Origin of the sequence: Paraconexibacter sp. AEG42_29, assembly GCF_040581415.1 — a bacterium.
Lineage (GTDB): Bacteria > Actinomycetota > Thermoleophilia > Solirubrobacterales > Solirubrobacteraceae > Paraconexibacter.
Map to the genome: position 1 here is coordinate 661,451 of NZ_CP114014.1, position 16,378 is coordinate 677,828.

Consider the following 16,378-nt stretch of genomic DNA (forward strand, 5'->3'; position numbering starts at 1 on the left):
GATCGAGCGCCAGTTCCGCAAACCGGAGACCGACGCCGAGGCCCTCGCGCGCAACACGGCCCCCGGCGTCGACGTCCCGCACGCGCCCACCGACAGGGGCACCGCCGAGCCCCGCCGCCGCAAGCCGCGCGACAAGCCGCTGCTGATCGTCGTCACGGGCGAGGGCAAGGGGAAGTCCACTGCCGGCTTCGGCATGCTGCTGCGCTCGTGGAACCGCGACTACCGCTGCGGCGTCGTGCAGTTCATCAAGTCGGGCAAGTGGAAGGTCGGCGAGCAGCGCGCCGCCGAGGCGCTCGGCGGCATCGACTGGATGAAGATGGGCGACGGGTGGTCCTGGATCTCGAAGGACATCGTCGAGTCCGCCGACCTCGCCCGCGCCGGCTGGGAGCAGGTCAAGCAGTTCGTTGCCGAGGAGCGCTACGAGTTCCTCATGCTCGACGAGTTCACGTACCCCCTGAAGTGGGGCTGGATCGACGTCGACGAGGTGGTCGACGTCCTGGCGAACCGGCCGGGCTTCCAGCACATCGTCATCACCGGCCGCGACGCACCGCAGGCCCTGATCGACGCCGCGGACCTCGTGTCCGAGGTCACTCTCGTCAAGCACCAGATGGAGCAGGGCATCCGCGGGCAGCAGGGCATCGAATGGTGACCGAGGTCGTCGTCATCCTCGACGGCGCCAGCGAGCGGCCGGACGACACGCGCGAGACCTCGCTCGAGCGCGCGTGCACCCCGACGCTCGACGCGCTGGCCCGCAGCGGCAGCCTGACGCGGCTGCGCACGGTGCCGCTCGGCCTTCCGCCCGGGACCGAGGTCGCGGTCCCGACGCTCCTGGGCTGGACGCCGGACGCGCCGGTCGACCGCGGCGCGATCGAGGCAGCGGCGCACGCGATCGTCGTCCCGTACGGTGCCCGCGCCTGGCGGGTCGACGTCCTCGCCGCCGGCGGCGCTCGCGCCGACGAGGACGCTGCGGTCCGCGCCGCCGTCGCCCTCCGGATGGGGGCGCCCGGACACCAGGTCCACCGCCTCGGCGGCCACCGCCTGCTGGTCGTCGGCCCCGAGCCGTTGCCCGCCGCGGTCCGCGAGCCGACAGGGCTCGACCTGCACGTGTGGCCCGAGGGCCTGCTGGTCCCGGCGACGCTGGACGCCGGCACGGTGATGATCGCGGCCGCCGGCGCGGCGGCCGGTGTCGCACGGCTGATGGGCGCCGAGGTCGTCATCCCCGACGGCGCCACCGGCACCGCCGCCAGCGACCTGGCCGCGAAAGCGGCGGCGGCGATCGCAGCGATCGGCGGCGGCGCTAGCCGTGTCGTCGTCCACATCGGCGGCACCGACGAGGCATCCCACCTGCACGACCAGGCCGCCAAGATCGATGTCCTCGAGCGCGCCGACGAGCTGCTGATCGCCCCCCTCGTGGCCGCGCTGGAGAAGGCCGGCGGCGGCAAGCTGCGCGTCTGCCCCGACCACGGCTGCGACCCGGGAACGGGCCTGCACCTCGCCGACCCCGTGCCGTCCGTGACCTGGTCGCCGGCGACCGCCGCCGAGCATCCCGACGAGCAGCCCCCGCGGCGCCTGACCGAGAACGCCGTCGCGAAGCTGCCGCTCACCGACCTCACCGTCCCCGCCGTTCAGGAGCCTGCCGCGTGATCCCCCGCATCGTCGTCGCCGGCACCAGCTCCGGGGCCGGGAAGACCACCGTCGCCTGCGGCCTCATCGGCGCTCTGCGCGCCCGCGGGCTCAAGGTGCAGGGCTTCAAGGTCGGCCCGGACTACATCGACCCGAGCCACCACGCGCTCGCGTCGGGCCGGCCCGGTCGCAACCTGGACGCGTTTCTGTCCGGGCCCGACCTGATCGCGCCGCTCGTCCGCCACGGCAGCGGCGACGCCGACATCGCCGTCATCGAGGGCGTGATGGGGATGTTCGACGGGGCGTCGGGCCGCGGCGAGCTCGCGTCGACTGCGCACATCGCCAAGCTCCTCGGCGCGCCGGTGCTGCTCGTCCTGGACGCGGCCGCCATGGCCCGCTCGGCGGCGGCGATGGTGCACGGCTTCCGGACCTTCGACCCGGAGGTGAACGTCGCGGGCGTGATCTTCAACAAGGTCGGGTCGGACATCCACGAGCAGCTGCTGCGCGAGGCCGTGGAGGACAGCGGGCTGCCCGTCCTCGGCGCCCTGCGGCGGGACGAGCGGGTGACGACGCCCGAGCGCCACCTCGGCCTCGTCCCGGTGGCCGAGCGCGAGCACGACGCACGCGCGGCCCTCGACGCGCTCGCCGATGCCGCGGCACGATACGTCGACATGGATGCCGTGGTCCGGCTGGCCGGCACGGCGCCCGACACGCCCGGGCCCACCTGGTCGCCGGTCGCGGAGCGCCCGGTCGCGCGGGGGACGCGGATCGCGATCGCCCGCGGTCCCGCGTTCTCCTTCCACTACCAGGAGAACCTCGAGCTGCTCGAGGGTGCCGGGGCGGAGCTCGTCGGCTTCGACCCGATGGTCGACGAGGCGCTGCCGACCGGCGCCGGGGCCCTGGTGCTCGCCGGCGGGTTCCCGGAGATCTTCGGCGCCGAGCTGTCGGCGAACGCGCCGCTGCGGGCGCAGGTCGCCGCGTTCGCCGCGTCGGGCCGGCCGATCCTCGCCGAGTGCGGCGGGCTGCTGTACCTCTGCAGCGAGCTGGACGGGCACGAGATGTGCGGCGTCCTGCCGGCGCGTGCGTTCATGGCGGGACGGCTGACGCTCGGCTACCGCGAGGCGGTCGCCGCGACGGCGACCCCATGGCTGGCGGCCGGCCACGCGCTGCGCGGGCACGAGTTCCACTACTCAAAGGTCGAGTCCCTCGACCCGCGCGCCCAGGCGGCCTGGCAGCTGTCGACGCGGACGTTCGAGCGCCCCGAGGGCGTCGTCAGCGGCGGCGTCCAGGCCGGGTACCTGCACGTGAACTGGGCGGCGTATCCGGAGGTCGCCCACGCCTTCGCCCGCGCGGCCGCGCCGCTCCGCGCCGTGGTCTCGGAGGTCGCGTGAGGAACTCGGGGCCGGCCCCGGGCACCTTCGAGGGGTGTGGCAGCGTCAGCTGTCGGAGAACGACACCTGGTGCTGCCACCCCCCTCGTAACGGCGGCCGCCGGCGGTGCGGTCGGGTGAGCCTGACGGTCGTCACCGGCGGCACGCGGTCCGGCAAGAGCGCCCACGCCGAGCGGCTCGCTGCAGCGAGCGGCCTTCCCGTCCGGTACGTCGCCACCGGCGACGCCTCGATGGGGGACCGCATCGCGGCCCACGTCGCCCGCCGACCGGCGGACTGGACGACGGTGATCGCGGGCCCCGACCTCGCCGTCGTGCTGGGCGGCGCGTCGGCGGCCGCGTCGTGCGTCCTGATCGACGGGCTCGGCCCGTGGATCGCGAGCGCGCTGCACCACGCGGGCGCGTTCGATGACCCCGGCCGCCTTCCGGCCGTCAGCGACGCCGTGCTCACCTCCGTCGACGCGGCCGTGCGCGCGTCCCGTGACGCCGCTGCGGTGATTGTCGTCGCCGAGCAGGCGGGGTCCGGCGTCACGCCCCCCGACCCCGCGTCGCGTGCCTGGGTCGACCTCCTGGGCGCTGCCACCGAGCGCTTCGCGGCCGCGGCGGACGACGTCGTCCTGGTGGTCGCGGGCCGCCCCGTCCCCCTCGCGGGACCGCAGGACGAGGGTGTTGCCGACCACCCGTTCCGCACGGTCGACCCGCGGAGCCGTCCCGGGGCGCGCACCGATGACGCCGATCTGCGCCGCCACGGCGACCGCGACGTGCGCCCCGGGGACGCGGACCATGCCGTGAACGTCGTCGCCGGCGGCCCGCCCGCGTGGCTGCGCGCCGCGCTCGATGCGGCGCTCGACAACGGCGCCGCGCAGTACCCGCGAGAGGACGACGCGATCGCCGCCGTCGCGGCACAGCACGGCCGCGGCACGCGCGAGGTGATCCCGACCAACGGCGGCGCCGAGGCGCTCTGGCTGCTCGGGCCGGCCCTGCGGCCGCGCCTCGCGGCCTGTGTCCACCCGGCCTTCACCGAGTCCGAGGCCGCGCTGCACGCGCACGGGATCCCCGTCGTCCGCGTCCAGCGCGACCCCGAGCGCGGTTTCGCCCTCGAGCCGGAGGCCGTCCCGGACACCGCCGACCTGGTCATCGTCGGCAACCCCGCGTCGCCCAGCGGGACGCTCGACCCGGCGTCGGCGATCCTCGCCCTCCGGCGGCCCGGCCGGATCGTCGTCGTCGACGAGGCGTTCATGGACCTCGTCCCCGGTGAGCCCGGCTCGCTCGCGGGCGAGCCGCTGGACGACGTCATCGTCGTCCGGAGCCTCACGAAGGTGCTGAGCGTCCCCGGCCTGCGTGCCGGGTACGCGCTGGCGCCGCCGCCCGTCGCCGACCGGCTGCGCGCCGTACGCCCGCCGTGGTCCGCCAACGCCCTGGCGCTCGCCGCGCTGCAGGCCGCGGCGGCGAACCCGCACGAGCTGCACGCGATCGCCGAGCGCGCCGCCGGCGAGCGGGCCGACCTCCACGCGCGCCTGCTCGACATCGACGGCGTCCGCGTCTGGCCGGGCGCGGCGAACTTCCTCCTGGTCGGGGTGGACGACGGGCCGCGCGCGGTCGCCGCCCTCCGCGGGCGCGGGATCGCGGTCCGTCCCGCGGGATCGTTCCCCGGCCTGGACGAGCGCCACATCCGCGTCACCGCCCGGGACCCGGAGCAGAACGCGCTGCTGGCCGCCGCCCTCACCGCCGCCCTCACCGCCGCCGTGGCCGGCGCCACGACGGGGACCACCGCGTGATCACCGTCGTCGGCATCGGGGCGGACGGCTGGGACGGCCTGACCGGCCCGGCCCGAGCGGCCCTCGGCCAGGCTGCGCAGGTGGTCGGCTCCGCGCGGCAGCTCGACCTGCTCCCCGCCCGCGAGGTCGCCGCCGTCCGCACGCCGTGGCCGTCCCCGCTGGCGCCGCTCGCCGACGAGCTCGCCGCGCGCGCAGCGCAGGACGACCGCATCGCGGTCCTCGCCAGCGGCGACCCGATGCTCCACGGCATCGGCGCGACCCTCGTGCGCGCGGCCGGCGCGCAGCACGTCAGCGTCATCCCGCACCCGTCCGCGTTCGCGCTGGCCTGCGCCCGGATGGGCTGGCCGCAGGACGACGTCGAGCTCGTCAGCACCGTCGCCCGCGACCCTGCCGTCGTCCTGCGCGCCCTGCAGCCCGGCCGCCGGATCGTCGCCTACGTCACCGGGACGGACGGCGCGGCGCGGCTGGCCGCAGCGGTCACCGGCCACGGCGCCGGGGCCAGCGCGTTCACGGTCCTGGAGCAACTCGGCGGGCCGGGCGAGCAGCGCCACGACACGACCGCGGCGCGCGCCCTGGACCACGTCGCCGACCCGCTCCACGTCGTCGCGCTGCAGGTCGCCGGTGGCCGCGGCCACGCGCGGACCCCCGGCCTCCCGGACGACGCGTTCGTCGCGTCCGACGGCCAGCTGACCAAGCGCCACATCCGCGCGGTGACGGTCGCGGCGCTCGGGCCGCTCCCGGGTGAGCTGCTGTGGGACGTCGGCGCCGGCAACGGCTCGGTCGCGATCGAGTGGCTGCGGGCGGAGCGGACGACCCGCGCGATCGCCGTCGAACCGCGCGCCGACCGCCTCGGCCGCATCGCCCAGAACGCGGCGGCGCTCGGCGTCCCGGAGCTGGACATCGTCGAGGGTCGCGCGCCCGCAGCGCTCGCCGGACTCGCGGCGCCCGACGTCATCTTTGTCGGCGGCGGGCTCAGCACGCCCGGTCTCCTCGACGCTTGCTGGAACGCGCTGAAGCCCGGCGGCCGCATCGTCGCGAACGTCGTCACGCTCGAGGGCGAGCAGGCCGCGTTCGCCGCGCAGCGGTCCCGCGGCGGGACGCTGACGCGCATCGACGTCGCCCACGCCGAGCCGATCGGCACCTTCACCGGCTGGCGCGCGCAGATGACGGTCGTGCAGTGGTCCGCGACGAAGGCGGCGACATGACGGTCCACTTCATCGGCGCCGGCCCCGGGGCGCCCGACCTGCTGACGCTCCGCGCCCAGCGGCTCATCGCCGCGGCACCGGTCGTGCTCTACGCGGGCGCGCTGGTGCCGGCCGAGATCCTCGGGCACGCTCCGGCCGAGGCGCAGGTGATCGACACGCAGCACCTGCAGCTGGACGAGATCATCGCCGCCTGCCAGGCCGCGCACGGCGCCGGACACGACGTCGCCCGTCTGCACTCCGGGGACCTGTCGATCTACAGCGCGGTCGCCGAGCAGACCCGCCGCCTGGACGCGCTGGGCATCCCCTGGGACGTCACGCCAGGCGTCCCCGCGTTCGCTGCGGCCGCCGCCGCGCTGCGCTGCGAGCTGACGGTGCCCGAGGTCGCCCAGACCGTGATCCTCACCCGCTACGGGAAGCTCGCGTCGAAGATCCCGGCGGGGGAGGACCTCGCGTCGCTCGCCGCGCACGGCACCACGCTCGTGGTGCACCTCGGGACGCAGGCGATCGACGAGATCGTCGCGGCCGTGACGCCGCACTACGGTCCCGACTGCGCCGCCGCGGTGGTCGCCCGCGCGAGCTGGCCGGACGAGCTGGTCCTGCGCGGGACGCTGGCGACCATCGCCGCCCAGGTCGCGGACGCCGGCATCCGCCGCACCGCCACGATCCTGGTCGGCCCCGCGCTCGCCGCGCACGACTTCCGCGAGAGCCACCTGTACTCCAAGGCGCGCGACCGCCCCGCCGCGGGCGACGACGCATGAGGACCGTCCTGCTGATCGGCATCGGCGCCGGCGACCCGGGCCACGTGACCCAGCAGGCGGTCGCCGCGCTCCAGCGGTTCGACGTCCTCTTCGTCGTGACCAAGAACGCGGCGGACGAGCTGGTCGCCCTGCGCCGTCAGGTGGTCGACACGCACCGCGCACCCGGCCGGTCGTACCGGACCGTCGAGCTGGCGGACCCGCCGCGGCCGTGGCGGGATGCGCCGGACTACCGGGCCGCCGTCGATCGCTGGCGGCAGCAGCGCACCGACCTCTGGGGCGCCGCGATCGCGCAGCACCTCGGCGAGGACGAGACGGGTGCGTTCCTGGTCTGGGGCGACCCGTCGCTGTACGAGTCCACGCTCGCGGTCGTCGACGAGGTGGCCGCCCGTGGGGAGGTCGCGTTCACGCACGAGGTCGTCCCCGGCGTCAGCTCCGTCCACGCGCTCACCGCCCGCCACCGCATCCCGCTGAACCGCGTCGGCCGGGCCGTGCAGATCATGCCCGCGCGGCTGCTGGCCGGCGGGATGCCGGACGGCGTCGACGACGTGGTCGTGATGCTCGACGCCGGCGCGACGTTCGCGACGATCCCGGCGGACGGCATCGACATCTACTGGGGCGCGTACCTGGGAACGCCGGACGAGCTCCTGCGCAGCGGACCGCTCGCGGAGGTCGCGCCGCAGATCGTCCGCGACCGGGACGCGGCGAAGGCGCGCAAGGGCTGGATGTTCGACATCTACCTGCTGCGGCGCCGATGACCGGGGTGGGCGCTCCCACCGTCCTGATCCTGGGCGGGACGGCCGAGGCGCGCGCGCTCGCCGCGACGCTGGACGCCGCCGGCGTCGTTGTGCTCTCGTCGCTGGCCGGCCGCGTGGCACGGCCGCGCCTGCCCGTCGGCGCAGTCCGGATCGGCGGCTTCGGCGGCCCGGATGCGCTCGCGGACTGGCTCGTCGAGCACGGCATCGAGCGCGTCGTCGACGCCACCCACCCCTTCGCCGAGCGGATCTCCGGCTCCGCGGTCCACGCGTGCGGGGTGGCCCAGATCCCGCTCCTGCGCCTGGAGCGCCCGGGGTGGACGGCCGGTCCGGAGGACCGCTGGCACTGGGTCGACGACCTGCCGCAGGCCGAGACCGCGCTGCGGGAGCTCGGCGCGCGCCGCGTCCTGCTCACCAGCGGGCGCCAGGGCCTGGCCGCGTTCACCGCCAACGCAGACGCCTGGTTCCTCATCCGCTGCGTCGACCCGCCCGCGCCCGCCGACCTGCCACCGCAGCACGAGGTCCTGCTCGACCGCGGGCCCTACACGCTCGAGGGCGAGCTGGGGCTCATCGACTCCCACGCCGTCGACACCATCGTCACGAAGGACAGCGGCGGGCCGCTCACCGAGGCGAAGCTGCACGCGGCCCGGGCCCGCGGCCTGCCGGTGATCGTGGTCCGGCGGCCGCCGCGCGCGGACGTGGAGACCGTCGCCACGGTCGACGACGCCGCCGGCTGGGTGTTGTCCCAGCGCTGACCGGCCGGCGGAACCTCGCGGGGCCGTCGGGCGTTCGGAGAGGGCGGTGCGGGCCGCGCCCGTCCCCCGACCCGAAGGACCACCCATGCCGCACCCTCTCTTCCGCCTGATCCCCGGCTCGCGCCGGGTCCGCCCGGCCCTCGGCAGTCTGGTCGCCGGCACGGCGGCCACCGCCGTCGCCGCGGCGATCGTCGTCCCGGGCTTCACCGCTGCGGCCGCGGCCGCCGGCCCGGGCGGTGCCCCAGGGGCCTGGGGGCCGGCGACGCCGCTGCGCTACGGCGGGCCGGCGTCGCTCGCGGGCAACCCCGCGCTGGCGCTCAACGCGGACGGCCTCGGGGTGGCGGTGTCCGACGTCGGGGGCGGCGACGCACCCGGACCGCGTTCGGATGCGAGTGCGTTCACCAACGGCGTCTTCCTGGACCCGCTGCCGTTCAGCACCGGCAGCACCCGCGTCGGCCTGGGCTTGGGCGGCGTCGCCGCGTACGGCCGGGGCGGCCTCATCGCTGCGGGCGTCAGGGCGCGAGCGGACAGCTCGCAGGCCGTCCTGGCCCTCGGCAGCCTGTCGGCGAACCGCGCGCAGCTGGGCACCGTGCACCCGGTCGGTCCGGCCGCCATGCACGCGTCGGCGCCCGCTCTGGCGGTGAACGCGCGTGGGGACGCCGCGCTCGTGGTCCCCGTCTGCCGCGACGGCGGCTGCCGGCGGTCGATCATCTACCTGGCCGTGCGCCGCATGGGCTCCAGCCGCATCACGACTACGCGGATCGCGGAGCCCACGCGCACGCTGCCGCGCGTGGCCGCGGCGATCAACGAGCGCGGCGACGCGCTGGCGGTGTGGACGGACAACGAGGCCGTGAACGCCCGCGTCCGCACGCTCGGCGGTTGGCTCAGGGCGACGCAGCGGGCCGGGACGACGGTGCGCGGATCGCTCGCTGCGCCGAGCGCGTCCCTCAGCCTGCACCGCGCCGAGCTCGTCGGCTGGTCCACGCAGGTGGTCCACGAGGGGGACGGGACGGCCGGCGCGGTGCGGGTCGCCCAGGCGCGGGACGGCGGTCGCTTCTCGGCCGCCGCCGAGCTCGCGCAGCTGCCCGCTCTCAGCGGCCGGTCGGCGAGCGGCGCCGTCGTCCGGGTCGACATCGACCCGAACGGCCTGCGCCACCTGGCGTGGACCGGGTACGCCGACGGGCACTTCACGGTGAGCAGCGCGCTGCTGAACGGCGCGGCCGACAGCGGGACCGCCAAGCCGGTGGACCGGCAGACGCTGACGGCCCCCGGGACCGACGCCGTGCTCGAGGACCTCGACACGGGTGCCGACGGGAGCGAGGTCGTGACGCTGCGGACCGGCGTGCGCGGCGACGAGCCGGTCGACGGACACGCGGTGGTCGCGGTCGCCACCCGCGCGTCGGCGGACGCGTCCTACACCGTGACCGCGCTCTCGGCTGCGGACGAGCTCGCGACCAGCGCCCAGACGGTGCTGCAGCCCGGCCGCGCGATCGTCGCCTGGGGCACGGCCGCGGCCGGTGCGCGTTACGCGGAGCGCATCGGCTGAGACGGACCGCCGGACACGCCGGGCTGGGCGCACGGGGGTGTGGCGGTACCAGGTGTCGTTCTCCGGCACCTGGTACTGCCACGTCGCTCCCGCGCGGCCTCGGGGGCCGCGTCGATCTATCCTGCGGTGGATGAGCGACGCCGCCGTCCCCGACCCGTCGACCGCCATGGGCTGGTGCGTCTGCGGCGAGAAGGTCACGATCGCCGACGCGCAGGCGGTCACCCTGACGAACGGGAAGCCCGGCTGGCAGGGCTACTGCCCGGAGTGCGGGGCGCCGCTGTTCGCGATCCGCCGCGCCCCGAAGGCCGCCACCTGAACGACGGGGCGCGTTGCCGCCGTCACGATCAGCTCCGTCGCCACCGCGACGACATCGTCCAGGCTGTCGTCCCACGCGGAGTCACCCGCCCAGGTGTTCACCAGCCCGTTGATGGCGCCGACCAGCGCGATGGCGGTCAGCCGGAAGTCACGCGCCGGGATGAGGCCGGCCTCGGCCAGCCGCGTGAACTCCAGCTGCAGCAGGTCGGCGAACCGCTGGATCGCCTCGCGGCGATGGCGCTCGGTGGTCTGGCTCACGCCGACCGACTCCACGATCGCGATCCGCGCCCAGCGGCGATCTGACGTCACCACCGTGAAGTAGGCGCGCACCCCGGCGCCCGCGCGGCCGGGAAGGTCATCCGGGTCGACGGCGGCGACCGCCTCGGCGACGGCGGTCAGCGCCCGGGCGTTGAGGTCGTCGTGCAGGGCGAGCAGCAGCGCCTCGCGGCCGGCGAACAGCTCGTAGAAGTTCCGCGTCGAGACGCGGGCCTGCGCGCACAACTGCTCGATCGACGTCTGCCCGTAGCCGGTGGTCCCGAACGCCTCCAGTGCGGCGGCGACGAGGCGGCCGCGGCGGTCCTCGCTGCGCTCCGCCGCGGTGCGGTCGCCGTAGCGGCGGCCGGGCTCGGCATCGGTGGGCGGCGTCCTCGTCACGGACGCCGGATCATATCTGGTCAGAGCACTTGTCAGAAGCGGTAGGCCGCTGGTAGCGTCCGTTCCCGAATCTGGTCAGCCGTCGTTTCAAAGGAGAGAGCATGAGGTCGACTCGTCGCATCCTGGGGGCCGCGCTGTCACTCGCGGCCATCCTCACCGCCGGCAGCGCAGGGGTCGCCGGCGCGGCCACCCGTGCCGCGCCGTCCGCGTCGGCCGCCACCGACGGCTGCTCGCTAGCGCCGACGGCGGGCACCGTGACCCGCACGGTGGGCCGGCGCAGCTACCGCGTGAACGTCCCGGCGGGACTCAGCGGCCCGCGCGTCCCGCTGCTGCTGAGCCTGCACGGTGCCGGGAGCACGGGGGCCCAGGACGAGCTCTTCACGGGCTGGACGCCGTTCGCGGCGTCGCACCCCTTCATCGTCGCCTACCCGCAGGCGCGCGGCGTCTCGTTCTCCGGTCTCTGGGACCCGTACACGCCCGTCTCGACCGACGTCGCCGACCTGAAGGCGATGGCGGCCGACATCGCTGCGCAGTGGTGCGTGGACCCGCAGCGGATCCACGTCGACGGGTGGTCGAACGGCGCGGTCATGAGCCAGCGCGTGGCCTGCGACGGAGCGGACACGTTCGCGTCGGTGACCTCCTACGCCGGCGGCACCCCGAGCCTCGCGGGACTGGCCGCGCCGTGCTCCCCGTCGCGCCCGATCGCGGTCGGCCTGATCGCCGGGCAGTTCGACTTCACCTACGGCGGCCTGGCCCAGAACACGGACGAGTGGACCGGGATCAACGACTGCGCTGCAACCCCGGCGCGCTCCACCGATGCGTTCGGAACGTCCGAGCTCTACACGTGCGCGGGCGGGGTGAGGGTGCTCTCGCGCGTCGTGGGGCTCACCTCGCACAACTGGCCGTCCGGCGCCCGGGGCGAGGATCAGCGCAGCCGCATGTGGGCGTTCTTCGAGGCACACCCACGCCCGTGAGCGCGCGCGCCGCGGCGGCCCTTGTCGTCCTCCTGGGAGTAGTCACGGGGGCCGCCGCCGCGCCCGGGGCAGCCGCGGCCGCCACGCGGACGTGGTACGTCGAGGCGGGCGCCGCGGACGGCGGGCGGGGGACGACGCGCGCGGCGCCGCTGGCGACCCTGGCCGCCGTGGAGGCGAAGTCCCGAGCGGGCGACCGGATCGTCGTCCTGCCGGCCGTGACCGCGCTCGACGGAGGGCTGCAGCTCAAGCCGCGGCAGCGGCTGATCGGGGACGGCCGGTCCGTCACCGGCGGCCTGCCGGCGGACGCGCCGGCGCCGCGCCTGACGAACTCGACGGCCGTGCACCTCGAGGGCGACGCCGTCCGCCTGGCCGACCGCACCACCGTCCGCAACATCCGCGTCACCGGTGCGCGGCGGGGCGGGGTCTACGGCACCGATGTCCGCAAGGTCAGCGTTCTCGCGAGCGACATCAGCGGCCACAACGTCGGCTGCACCCGCGGCTTCCTCATCCCGCCCTTCAACGTCCCGACGACGGTCGCGGGCGTCGGCATCCCGATCAGCGCCGGCCTGCACAACGGCTGGGCTGGGATCATGGTGGACATCGGCTCCGGCCGCTCCCAGATCGCCATCCGCGGCAACCAGGTCCACGACGCCGACTGCGGCGACGGCATCGACATCCGCGTGTCGGGCGACGCCGACGTGCGCGCGACCATCGCGGGCAACGACGTGCGCGAGCTGCGTCAGGGGGACGACCTGGAGTCCGTGCTCGCCATCGGCCTGCAGACCCGCGAGCGGTCCCGGCTCGTCGCGCGCGTGGAGGGCAACCGGCAGTCCGGCCTTGGCAACGACGAGGACCCCGGGCTCGGTCCGGCCGGGGCGGATTCCGAGGGGGTCTTCGTGAACGTCGTCGGCCCGTCGAGCCTGCGGGCGACGATCGTCCGCAACCGCTACACGCACACCCCCGGCCGCGGCGGCTTCTCGGCGAACGGCCTGGAGTTCGTCAGCATGGGGGACGGCGGGCGCGGCCTCGTCGAGGTGTCGGACAGCACCTTCTCCGGCACCCCGGGGGACGTGATCGAGCAGCTCGCGCTCGGGACCGGCGCGCGCCTGCGGATGCGCCTGGACAACGTGGTCGCCTCGGGCTCGACGGGCTTCGGGGGTTCGGGCTTCGGCGACACGGTCGTCATCCCGGGCAACAACGCCGACTGCCTGATCGCGGCGAGCGGCGGGGCCCGCAACGTCGTCGACCTCGCTGTCCGGCGGAGCCGGCTGACGGACTGCGCGAACAACGGCCTCACGTTCGGCTCGTCGGTCGCCAACGGCACGGGCCCGACCCAGGAGCTCGCCCTGCACGTCAGCGACTCGACGATCGCGGGCAACCACGCGGGCAACCTGCGGATCGCGAACGCCGGGGCGGTGTCGCGCCTCTCGGCGCTCGTCCAGCGGACGGACCTGTCCGGCAGCGGCGGGGTCGGGTCGACCCCGGCGAACCTCACGATCGAGGACCTCGGTGACGCGTCGAACGCGACGATCGACCTCGGTGGTGGGGGGCTCGGGTCACTGGGAGGGAACTGCCTGCAGGGCGGCACCTTCGCCGCCGCGGTCGTGGGCTTCGACGTCTCGGCGCGAGGGAACTGGTGGGGCACGCCGGGCGGTCCCGCTCCGGGACGCGCGTTGGCGATCGGGGGCGCGCTGGACACCGGTGCGCCCCTGCCTGCCGCGCCGGCGCGTTGCCGTCCGTGACCGCTCGTGTCGCGTGTCCGCTCGAGTCGCGTGACCGCTCGAGTCTGGGGTGGCGCGCGGGCCGCGGTGCCGCTGCGCCGAGCCATGCCGCGGTCCTGGTTCGCGCTCGCGCCTGATCGAGGGCCCGTCTCGGGATCGCAGCGGCCGGGGCGGGCTCGCCCGCGGGTGCCGTCGTGTCTCTCCCTAGCGGCCGGCGGCGGGACCTGCCAGCGCCGACACGTTCCGCCGAATCGCCTGCGCTTTCGGCGAGACCCGCCCGGGCCCGTCGGGTGTCGCGCGGCCGCTGCCGACGATTCCGCGGAATCGGCTGTCGCCCGGCCGTCCGTCTGCGGGGGTCGCCGGATCGCCTTCCCGAACGCTCCTCGCCGGTCGTCGCCGGCCGGTCGCGAGTCGCTCGCTGTCGACGATTCCGCGGAATCGGCCGCTGCTCTGCGCAGGATCTGCCGCGGAATCGCGCTGCGGTGGCGAAGTCGGCACGGCCAGCATGCACGCACGCGACGATTCCGCGGAATCGCCCGTCCGCCCTTTCGGTCGTCCGCCCGTCGTCCGCCTGGTCGTCGTCCGGCGCCGGACGCGGTCGCCTCGTGGTCACGACGCACGGGCAGGAGCGCCGGCGCCGTCTCTGACACGCTGCTCCGCGCCCTCGCGGGCGTCGCCTTCGCCGCGATCGCCGCCGGCCTCGCTTACCGCCTGCGCCTCGGTCTCGCGCGGGAGATCGCCGTCGCCGCGCTGCGCGCCGTGGTCCAGCTCGCCGTGGTCGGGGCGGCCATCGTGCTCGTCCTCGTCCTCGAGGTCGAGGTCGAGGTCGAGGCGCTTGCGCTGCTCTTCGTCGCGGTCATGGCGGCGACCGCGGGCGCGACGGCCGGCGGACGGCTGCAGGGGCGGCATCGCGCGCGGATCCGCGCCTGATCGCGATCGCCGCCCCGGCCCGCGCCGCGACCGGGCTGCTGCTCGCGGTCGAACTCGCCGCGGCGGTCCTGATCGGCGAGCTCATCCAGCGTGCGGTGATCAGGCCGGGCGAGCGCGTCGAGGCGCCGACCGGCCGTCGCTGATCGACGCCGGGACGACTCCCCCGGCGCTTGGTCTGCGTCGGCGCAGCGCATTCCCCGGTCGTCGCTGACCGCCCTCGCGCAGACCCGCCCGATCTCGTGCGACCCAGCGCGTTCCCCCGGCCGTTCGTCCGGCCGTCGCTGTCCGGCCGCCGACTCAGACACACCGGCGCCCGGCCTGCGTGCGACGCAGCGCACGACCCGGCCGCCTCCGCGTCTCACGGAGGACCCGGCCCACGCAGGACCCCGCCTCAGCGTGACGACGGACTCCGAGAGAGAGGCTCAGGCGGTCGGCGGGTACGTGCGCGGCGTGTAGACCTGTCCGCTGCCCGCGATCGTCTTCGTCTGCGAGGAGCCGACGATCAGCAGCGTCCGCATGTCGACCGCGTCCGGGTCGAGCTCGCCGAGCGTGACGACGGTGACCGTCTCCGCGGCCGGGTCGCCGACCGCCCGCGCGATCACCACGGGGGTCGACGGCGCGCGGTGCTCGCGCAGGATCGCGACCGCGCGGTCGAGCTGCTCGCGCCGCGTCTTCGACGCCGGGTTGTAGAGCGCGAGCGCGAAGTCCGCGGCGGCCGCGGCGGCGAGGCGCTGCTCGACGACGGGCCACGGCTTGAGGATGTCCGACAAAGAGACGACCGCGAAGTCGTGCCCCAGGGGTGCACCGACGCGCGCGGCCGCGGCCTGCATCGCCGAGAGCCCCGGCACGATCCGGACGTCCACGCCGGCGAACTCGTCGGCGGCGCCATCGAGCACCTCGAGCACGGCGGTCGCCATCGCGAAGATCCCCGGGTCGCCGCTCGAGACCACGGCGACACGGCGGCCGGCCACGGCGAGCTCGAGGGCGTGCCGGGCGCGGTCGGCCTCGACGCGGTTGTCGGTCGGGAAGCGCTCCTGGCCGGGACGATGGGGGACCCGGTCCACGTAGGTCTGGTACCCGATCAGGACATCCGCGGCCGCAAGCTCGGCCTGGGCCTCGGGGGTCAGCCACTGCGCCCCGGCGGGCCCGAGCCCGACGACGGCCACGCTGCCGACCGCTGCCGGCGGGCGTGCGGTGGAGCTCCAGTCGGTCGGCACGAGCACCAGCGACATGTACGGCACGGTCGCAGCGTCGACGTCCAGGAGCGGCGTCGTCTGCTCCCGCTCGGAGGACGCGCGCTCGACGTACTGCGCACGGTCGGCGACGCCGGCGGCACGTGCCGCGTCGCGGACCTTCTCGAAGGTCCGGCCGAGCTTCATGACGACCGCCGCCTCGGCCGTCCGCAGGCGCGTCGCGAGGACGTCGGGGGGCAGCGTCCCCGGCAGGATGGTGAGGACGTCGTCCCGCTTGACGAGCGGCGTCCCCGCGGCGGCGGACGCAGCGCTGAATGACGTGACCCCCGGGACGACCTCGGTCACGTAGCGATGCGCGAGCCGGTCGTGGATGTACATGTACGAGCCGTAGAAGAACGGGTCGCCCTCGCAGAGGACGACGACGTCGCGGCCCGCGTCCAGGTGCACGGCCAGCGCGGCGGCGGACTCGTCGTAGAAGTCGACGATGGCGGCCTCGTAGCCGCCGGGATGGTCGCTCTCCTCGACGGTGATGGGGTAGACCATCGGCACCTCGATCACGTCCGGCCGCATGTGCGACGCAGCGATCGAACGCGCGACGCCGCCGGTGGTCGAGCGCGGCGCGATCGGGAACGCGATGACGTCCGCCGCTGCGATCAGGCGATGTGCCTTCAGGGTGACGAGCTCGGGGTCGCCGGGACCGACGCCGACGCCGTAGAGCCGCCCAGGCCCTGTGCCGCTCACCGGACGACCTCCGGCTTGGGCGAACGAGCACCCTGGACGACGCCTT

14 protein-coding genes and 1 pseudogene are annotated in these 16,378 nt (G+C 75.6%); 13 read left to right on the plus strand and 2 right to left on the minus strand.

What is annotated here, in order from left to right; genetic code table 11:
- Positions 1-118 precede the first annotated feature (118 nt).
- From cobO to DSM112329_RS03195, 10 genes and pseudogenes are all read left to right on the plus strand, one after another.
- Positions 119-649 (plus strand): annotated as a pseudogene (cobO, locus tag DSM112329_RS03150) (cob(I)yrinic acid a,c-diamide adenosyltransferase); the annotation flags it as partial.
- Entirely contained in the window at positions 643-1,644 is a 1,002-nt protein-coding gene (locus tag DSM112329_RS03155) for a hypothetical protein (RefSeq protein ID WP_354700357.1), read from the plus strand. The pseudogene cobO and the gene DSM112329_RS03155, both read left to right, overlap by 7 nt.
- Positions 1,641-3,014, plus strand: coding sequence for a cobyrinate a,c-diamide synthase (locus DSM112329_RS03160; RefSeq protein ID WP_354700358.1), 1,374 nt, complete (start codon positions 1,641-1,643; stop codon positions 3,012-3,014). The genes DSM112329_RS03155 and DSM112329_RS03160 overlap by 4 nt, the downstream gene beginning before the upstream one ends.
- 115 nt (positions 3,015-3,129) lie before the next feature.
- A complete protein-coding gene (locus DSM112329_RS03165) occupies positions 3,130-4,788 on the plus strand; it encodes a bifunctional adenosylcobinamide kinase/adenosylcobinamide-phosphate guanylyltransferase (protein WP_354700359.1) in 1,659 nt (552 codons plus the stop codon).
- Entirely contained in the window at positions 4,785-5,993 is a 1,209-nt protein-coding gene (gene cbiE, locus DSM112329_RS03170) for a precorrin-6y C5,15-methyltransferase (decarboxylating) subunit CbiE (RefSeq protein WP_354700360.1), read from the plus strand. Before DSM112329_RS03165 ends, cbiE begins: the two co-directional genes overlap by 4 nt.
- Positions 5,990-6,751 carry a precorrin-4 C(11)-methyltransferase gene (cobM, locus tag DSM112329_RS03175; RefSeq protein WP_354700361.1) on the plus strand — a complete coding sequence of 254 codons (762 nt, stop codon included), beginning with the start codon at positions 5,990-5,992 and terminating at the stop codon, positions 6,749-6,751. The genes cbiE and cobM overlap by 4 nt, the downstream gene beginning before the upstream one ends.
- Entirely contained in the window at positions 6,748-7,506 is a 759-nt protein-coding gene (gene cobF, locus DSM112329_RS03180) for a precorrin-6A synthase (deacetylating) (RefSeq protein WP_354700362.1), read from the plus strand. Before cobM ends, cobF begins: the two co-directional genes overlap by 4 nt.
- Before the next feature lie 5 nt (positions 7,507-7,511).
- Positions 7,512-8,258 carry a cobalt-precorrin-6A reductase gene (locus DSM112329_RS03185; protein WP_354700363.1) on the plus strand — a complete coding sequence of 249 codons (747 nt, stop codon included), beginning with the start codon at positions 7,512-7,514 and terminating at the stop codon, positions 8,256-8,258.
- A gap of 85 nt (positions 8,259-8,343) precedes the next feature.
- The gene (locus DSM112329_RS03190) at positions 8,344-9,804 is read left to right on the plus strand and encodes a hypothetical protein (RefSeq protein WP_354700364.1); all 1,461 of its coding nucleotides are present in this window, start codon (positions 8,344-8,346) and stop codon (positions 9,802-9,804) included.
- Positions 9,805-9,934: 130 nt separating this feature from the next.
- The gene (locus DSM112329_RS03195) at positions 9,935-10,120 is read left to right on the plus strand and encodes a DUF5679 domain-containing protein (protein WP_354700365.1); all 186 of its coding nucleotides are present in this window, start codon (positions 9,935-9,937) and stop codon (positions 10,118-10,120) included.
- Here the strand turns inward: DSM112329_RS03195 and DSM112329_RS03200 are convergent.
- Complete coding sequence (locus DSM112329_RS03200; RefSeq protein WP_354700366.1) at positions 10,057-10,773, minus strand: TetR/AcrR family transcriptional regulator; 717 nt, start codon at positions 10,771-10,773, stop codon at positions 10,057-10,059. The two genes, DSM112329_RS03195 and DSM112329_RS03200, sit on opposite strands and share 64 nt — an antisense overlap.
- A 101-nt stretch (positions 10,774-10,874) precedes the next feature.
- Here DSM112329_RS03200 and DSM112329_RS03205 point away from each other — a divergent pair, with 101 nt between their 5' ends.
- The 3 genes from DSM112329_RS03205 to DSM112329_RS03215 all read left to right on the plus strand — a co-directional run bounded on the left by DSM112329_RS03205 (position 10,875) and on the right by DSM112329_RS03215 (position 14,398).
- Positions 10,875-11,747 (plus strand): PHB depolymerase family esterase, encoded by an 873-nt coding sequence (locus tag DSM112329_RS03205; RefSeq protein ID WP_354700367.1) that lies wholly within the window; start codon positions 10,875-10,877, stop codon positions 11,745-11,747.
- Positions 11,744-13,489, plus strand: coding sequence for a hypothetical protein (locus DSM112329_RS03210; RefSeq protein ID WP_354700368.1), 1,746 nt, complete (start codon positions 11,744-11,746; stop codon positions 13,487-13,489). The genes DSM112329_RS03205 and DSM112329_RS03210 overlap by 4 nt, the downstream gene beginning before the upstream one ends.
- 84 nt (positions 13,490-13,573) lie before the next feature.
- Positions 13,574-14,398: an ABC transporter permease gene (locus DSM112329_RS03215; protein ID WP_354702542.1), complete on the plus strand. Its 825-nt coding sequence runs from the start codon at positions 13,574-13,576 to the stop codon at positions 14,396-14,398.
- Between the two features lie 422 nt (positions 14,399-14,820).
- Here the strand turns inward: DSM112329_RS03215 and DSM112329_RS03220 are convergent, their stop codons facing one another.
- Positions 14,821-16,332 carry a precorrin-2 C(20)-methyltransferase gene (locus tag DSM112329_RS03220; protein WP_354700369.1) on the minus strand — a complete coding sequence of 504 codons (1,512 nt, stop codon included), beginning with the start codon at positions 16,330-16,332 and terminating at the stop codon, positions 14,821-14,823.
- Positions 16,333-16,378 lie beyond the last annotated feature (46 nt).

Bases quoted from the DNA above. Each gene is read 5' to 3' on its own strand.
- DSM112329_RS03205 (WP_354700367.1), top strand. From the start codon at position 10,875: ATGAGGTCGACTCGTCGCATCCTGGGGGCCGCGCTGTCACTCGCGGCC.
- cobF (WP_354700362.1), top strand. From the start codon at position 6,748: ATGAGGACCGTCCTGCTGATCGGCATCGGCGCCGGCGACCCGGGCCAC.
- cobM (WP_354700361.1), top strand. From the start codon at position 5,990: ATGACGGTCCACTTCATCGGCGCCGGCCCCGGGGCGCCCGACCTGCTG.
- DSM112329_RS03195 (WP_354700365.1), top strand. From the start codon at position 9,935: ATGAGCGACGCCGCCGTCCCCGACCCGTCGACCGCCATGGGCTGGTGC.
- DSM112329_RS03215 (WP_354702542.1), top strand. From the start codon at position 13,574: ATGCCGCGGTCCTGGTTCGCGCTCGCGCCTGATCGAGGGCCCGTCTCG.
- DSM112329_RS03155 (WP_354700357.1), top strand. From the start codon at position 643: ATGGTGACCGAGGTCGTCGTCATCCTCGACGGCGCCAGCGAGCGGCCG.
- DSM112329_RS03190 (WP_354700364.1), top strand. From the start codon at position 8,344: ATGCCGCACCCTCTCTTCCGCCTGATCCCCGGCTCGCGCCGGGTCCGC.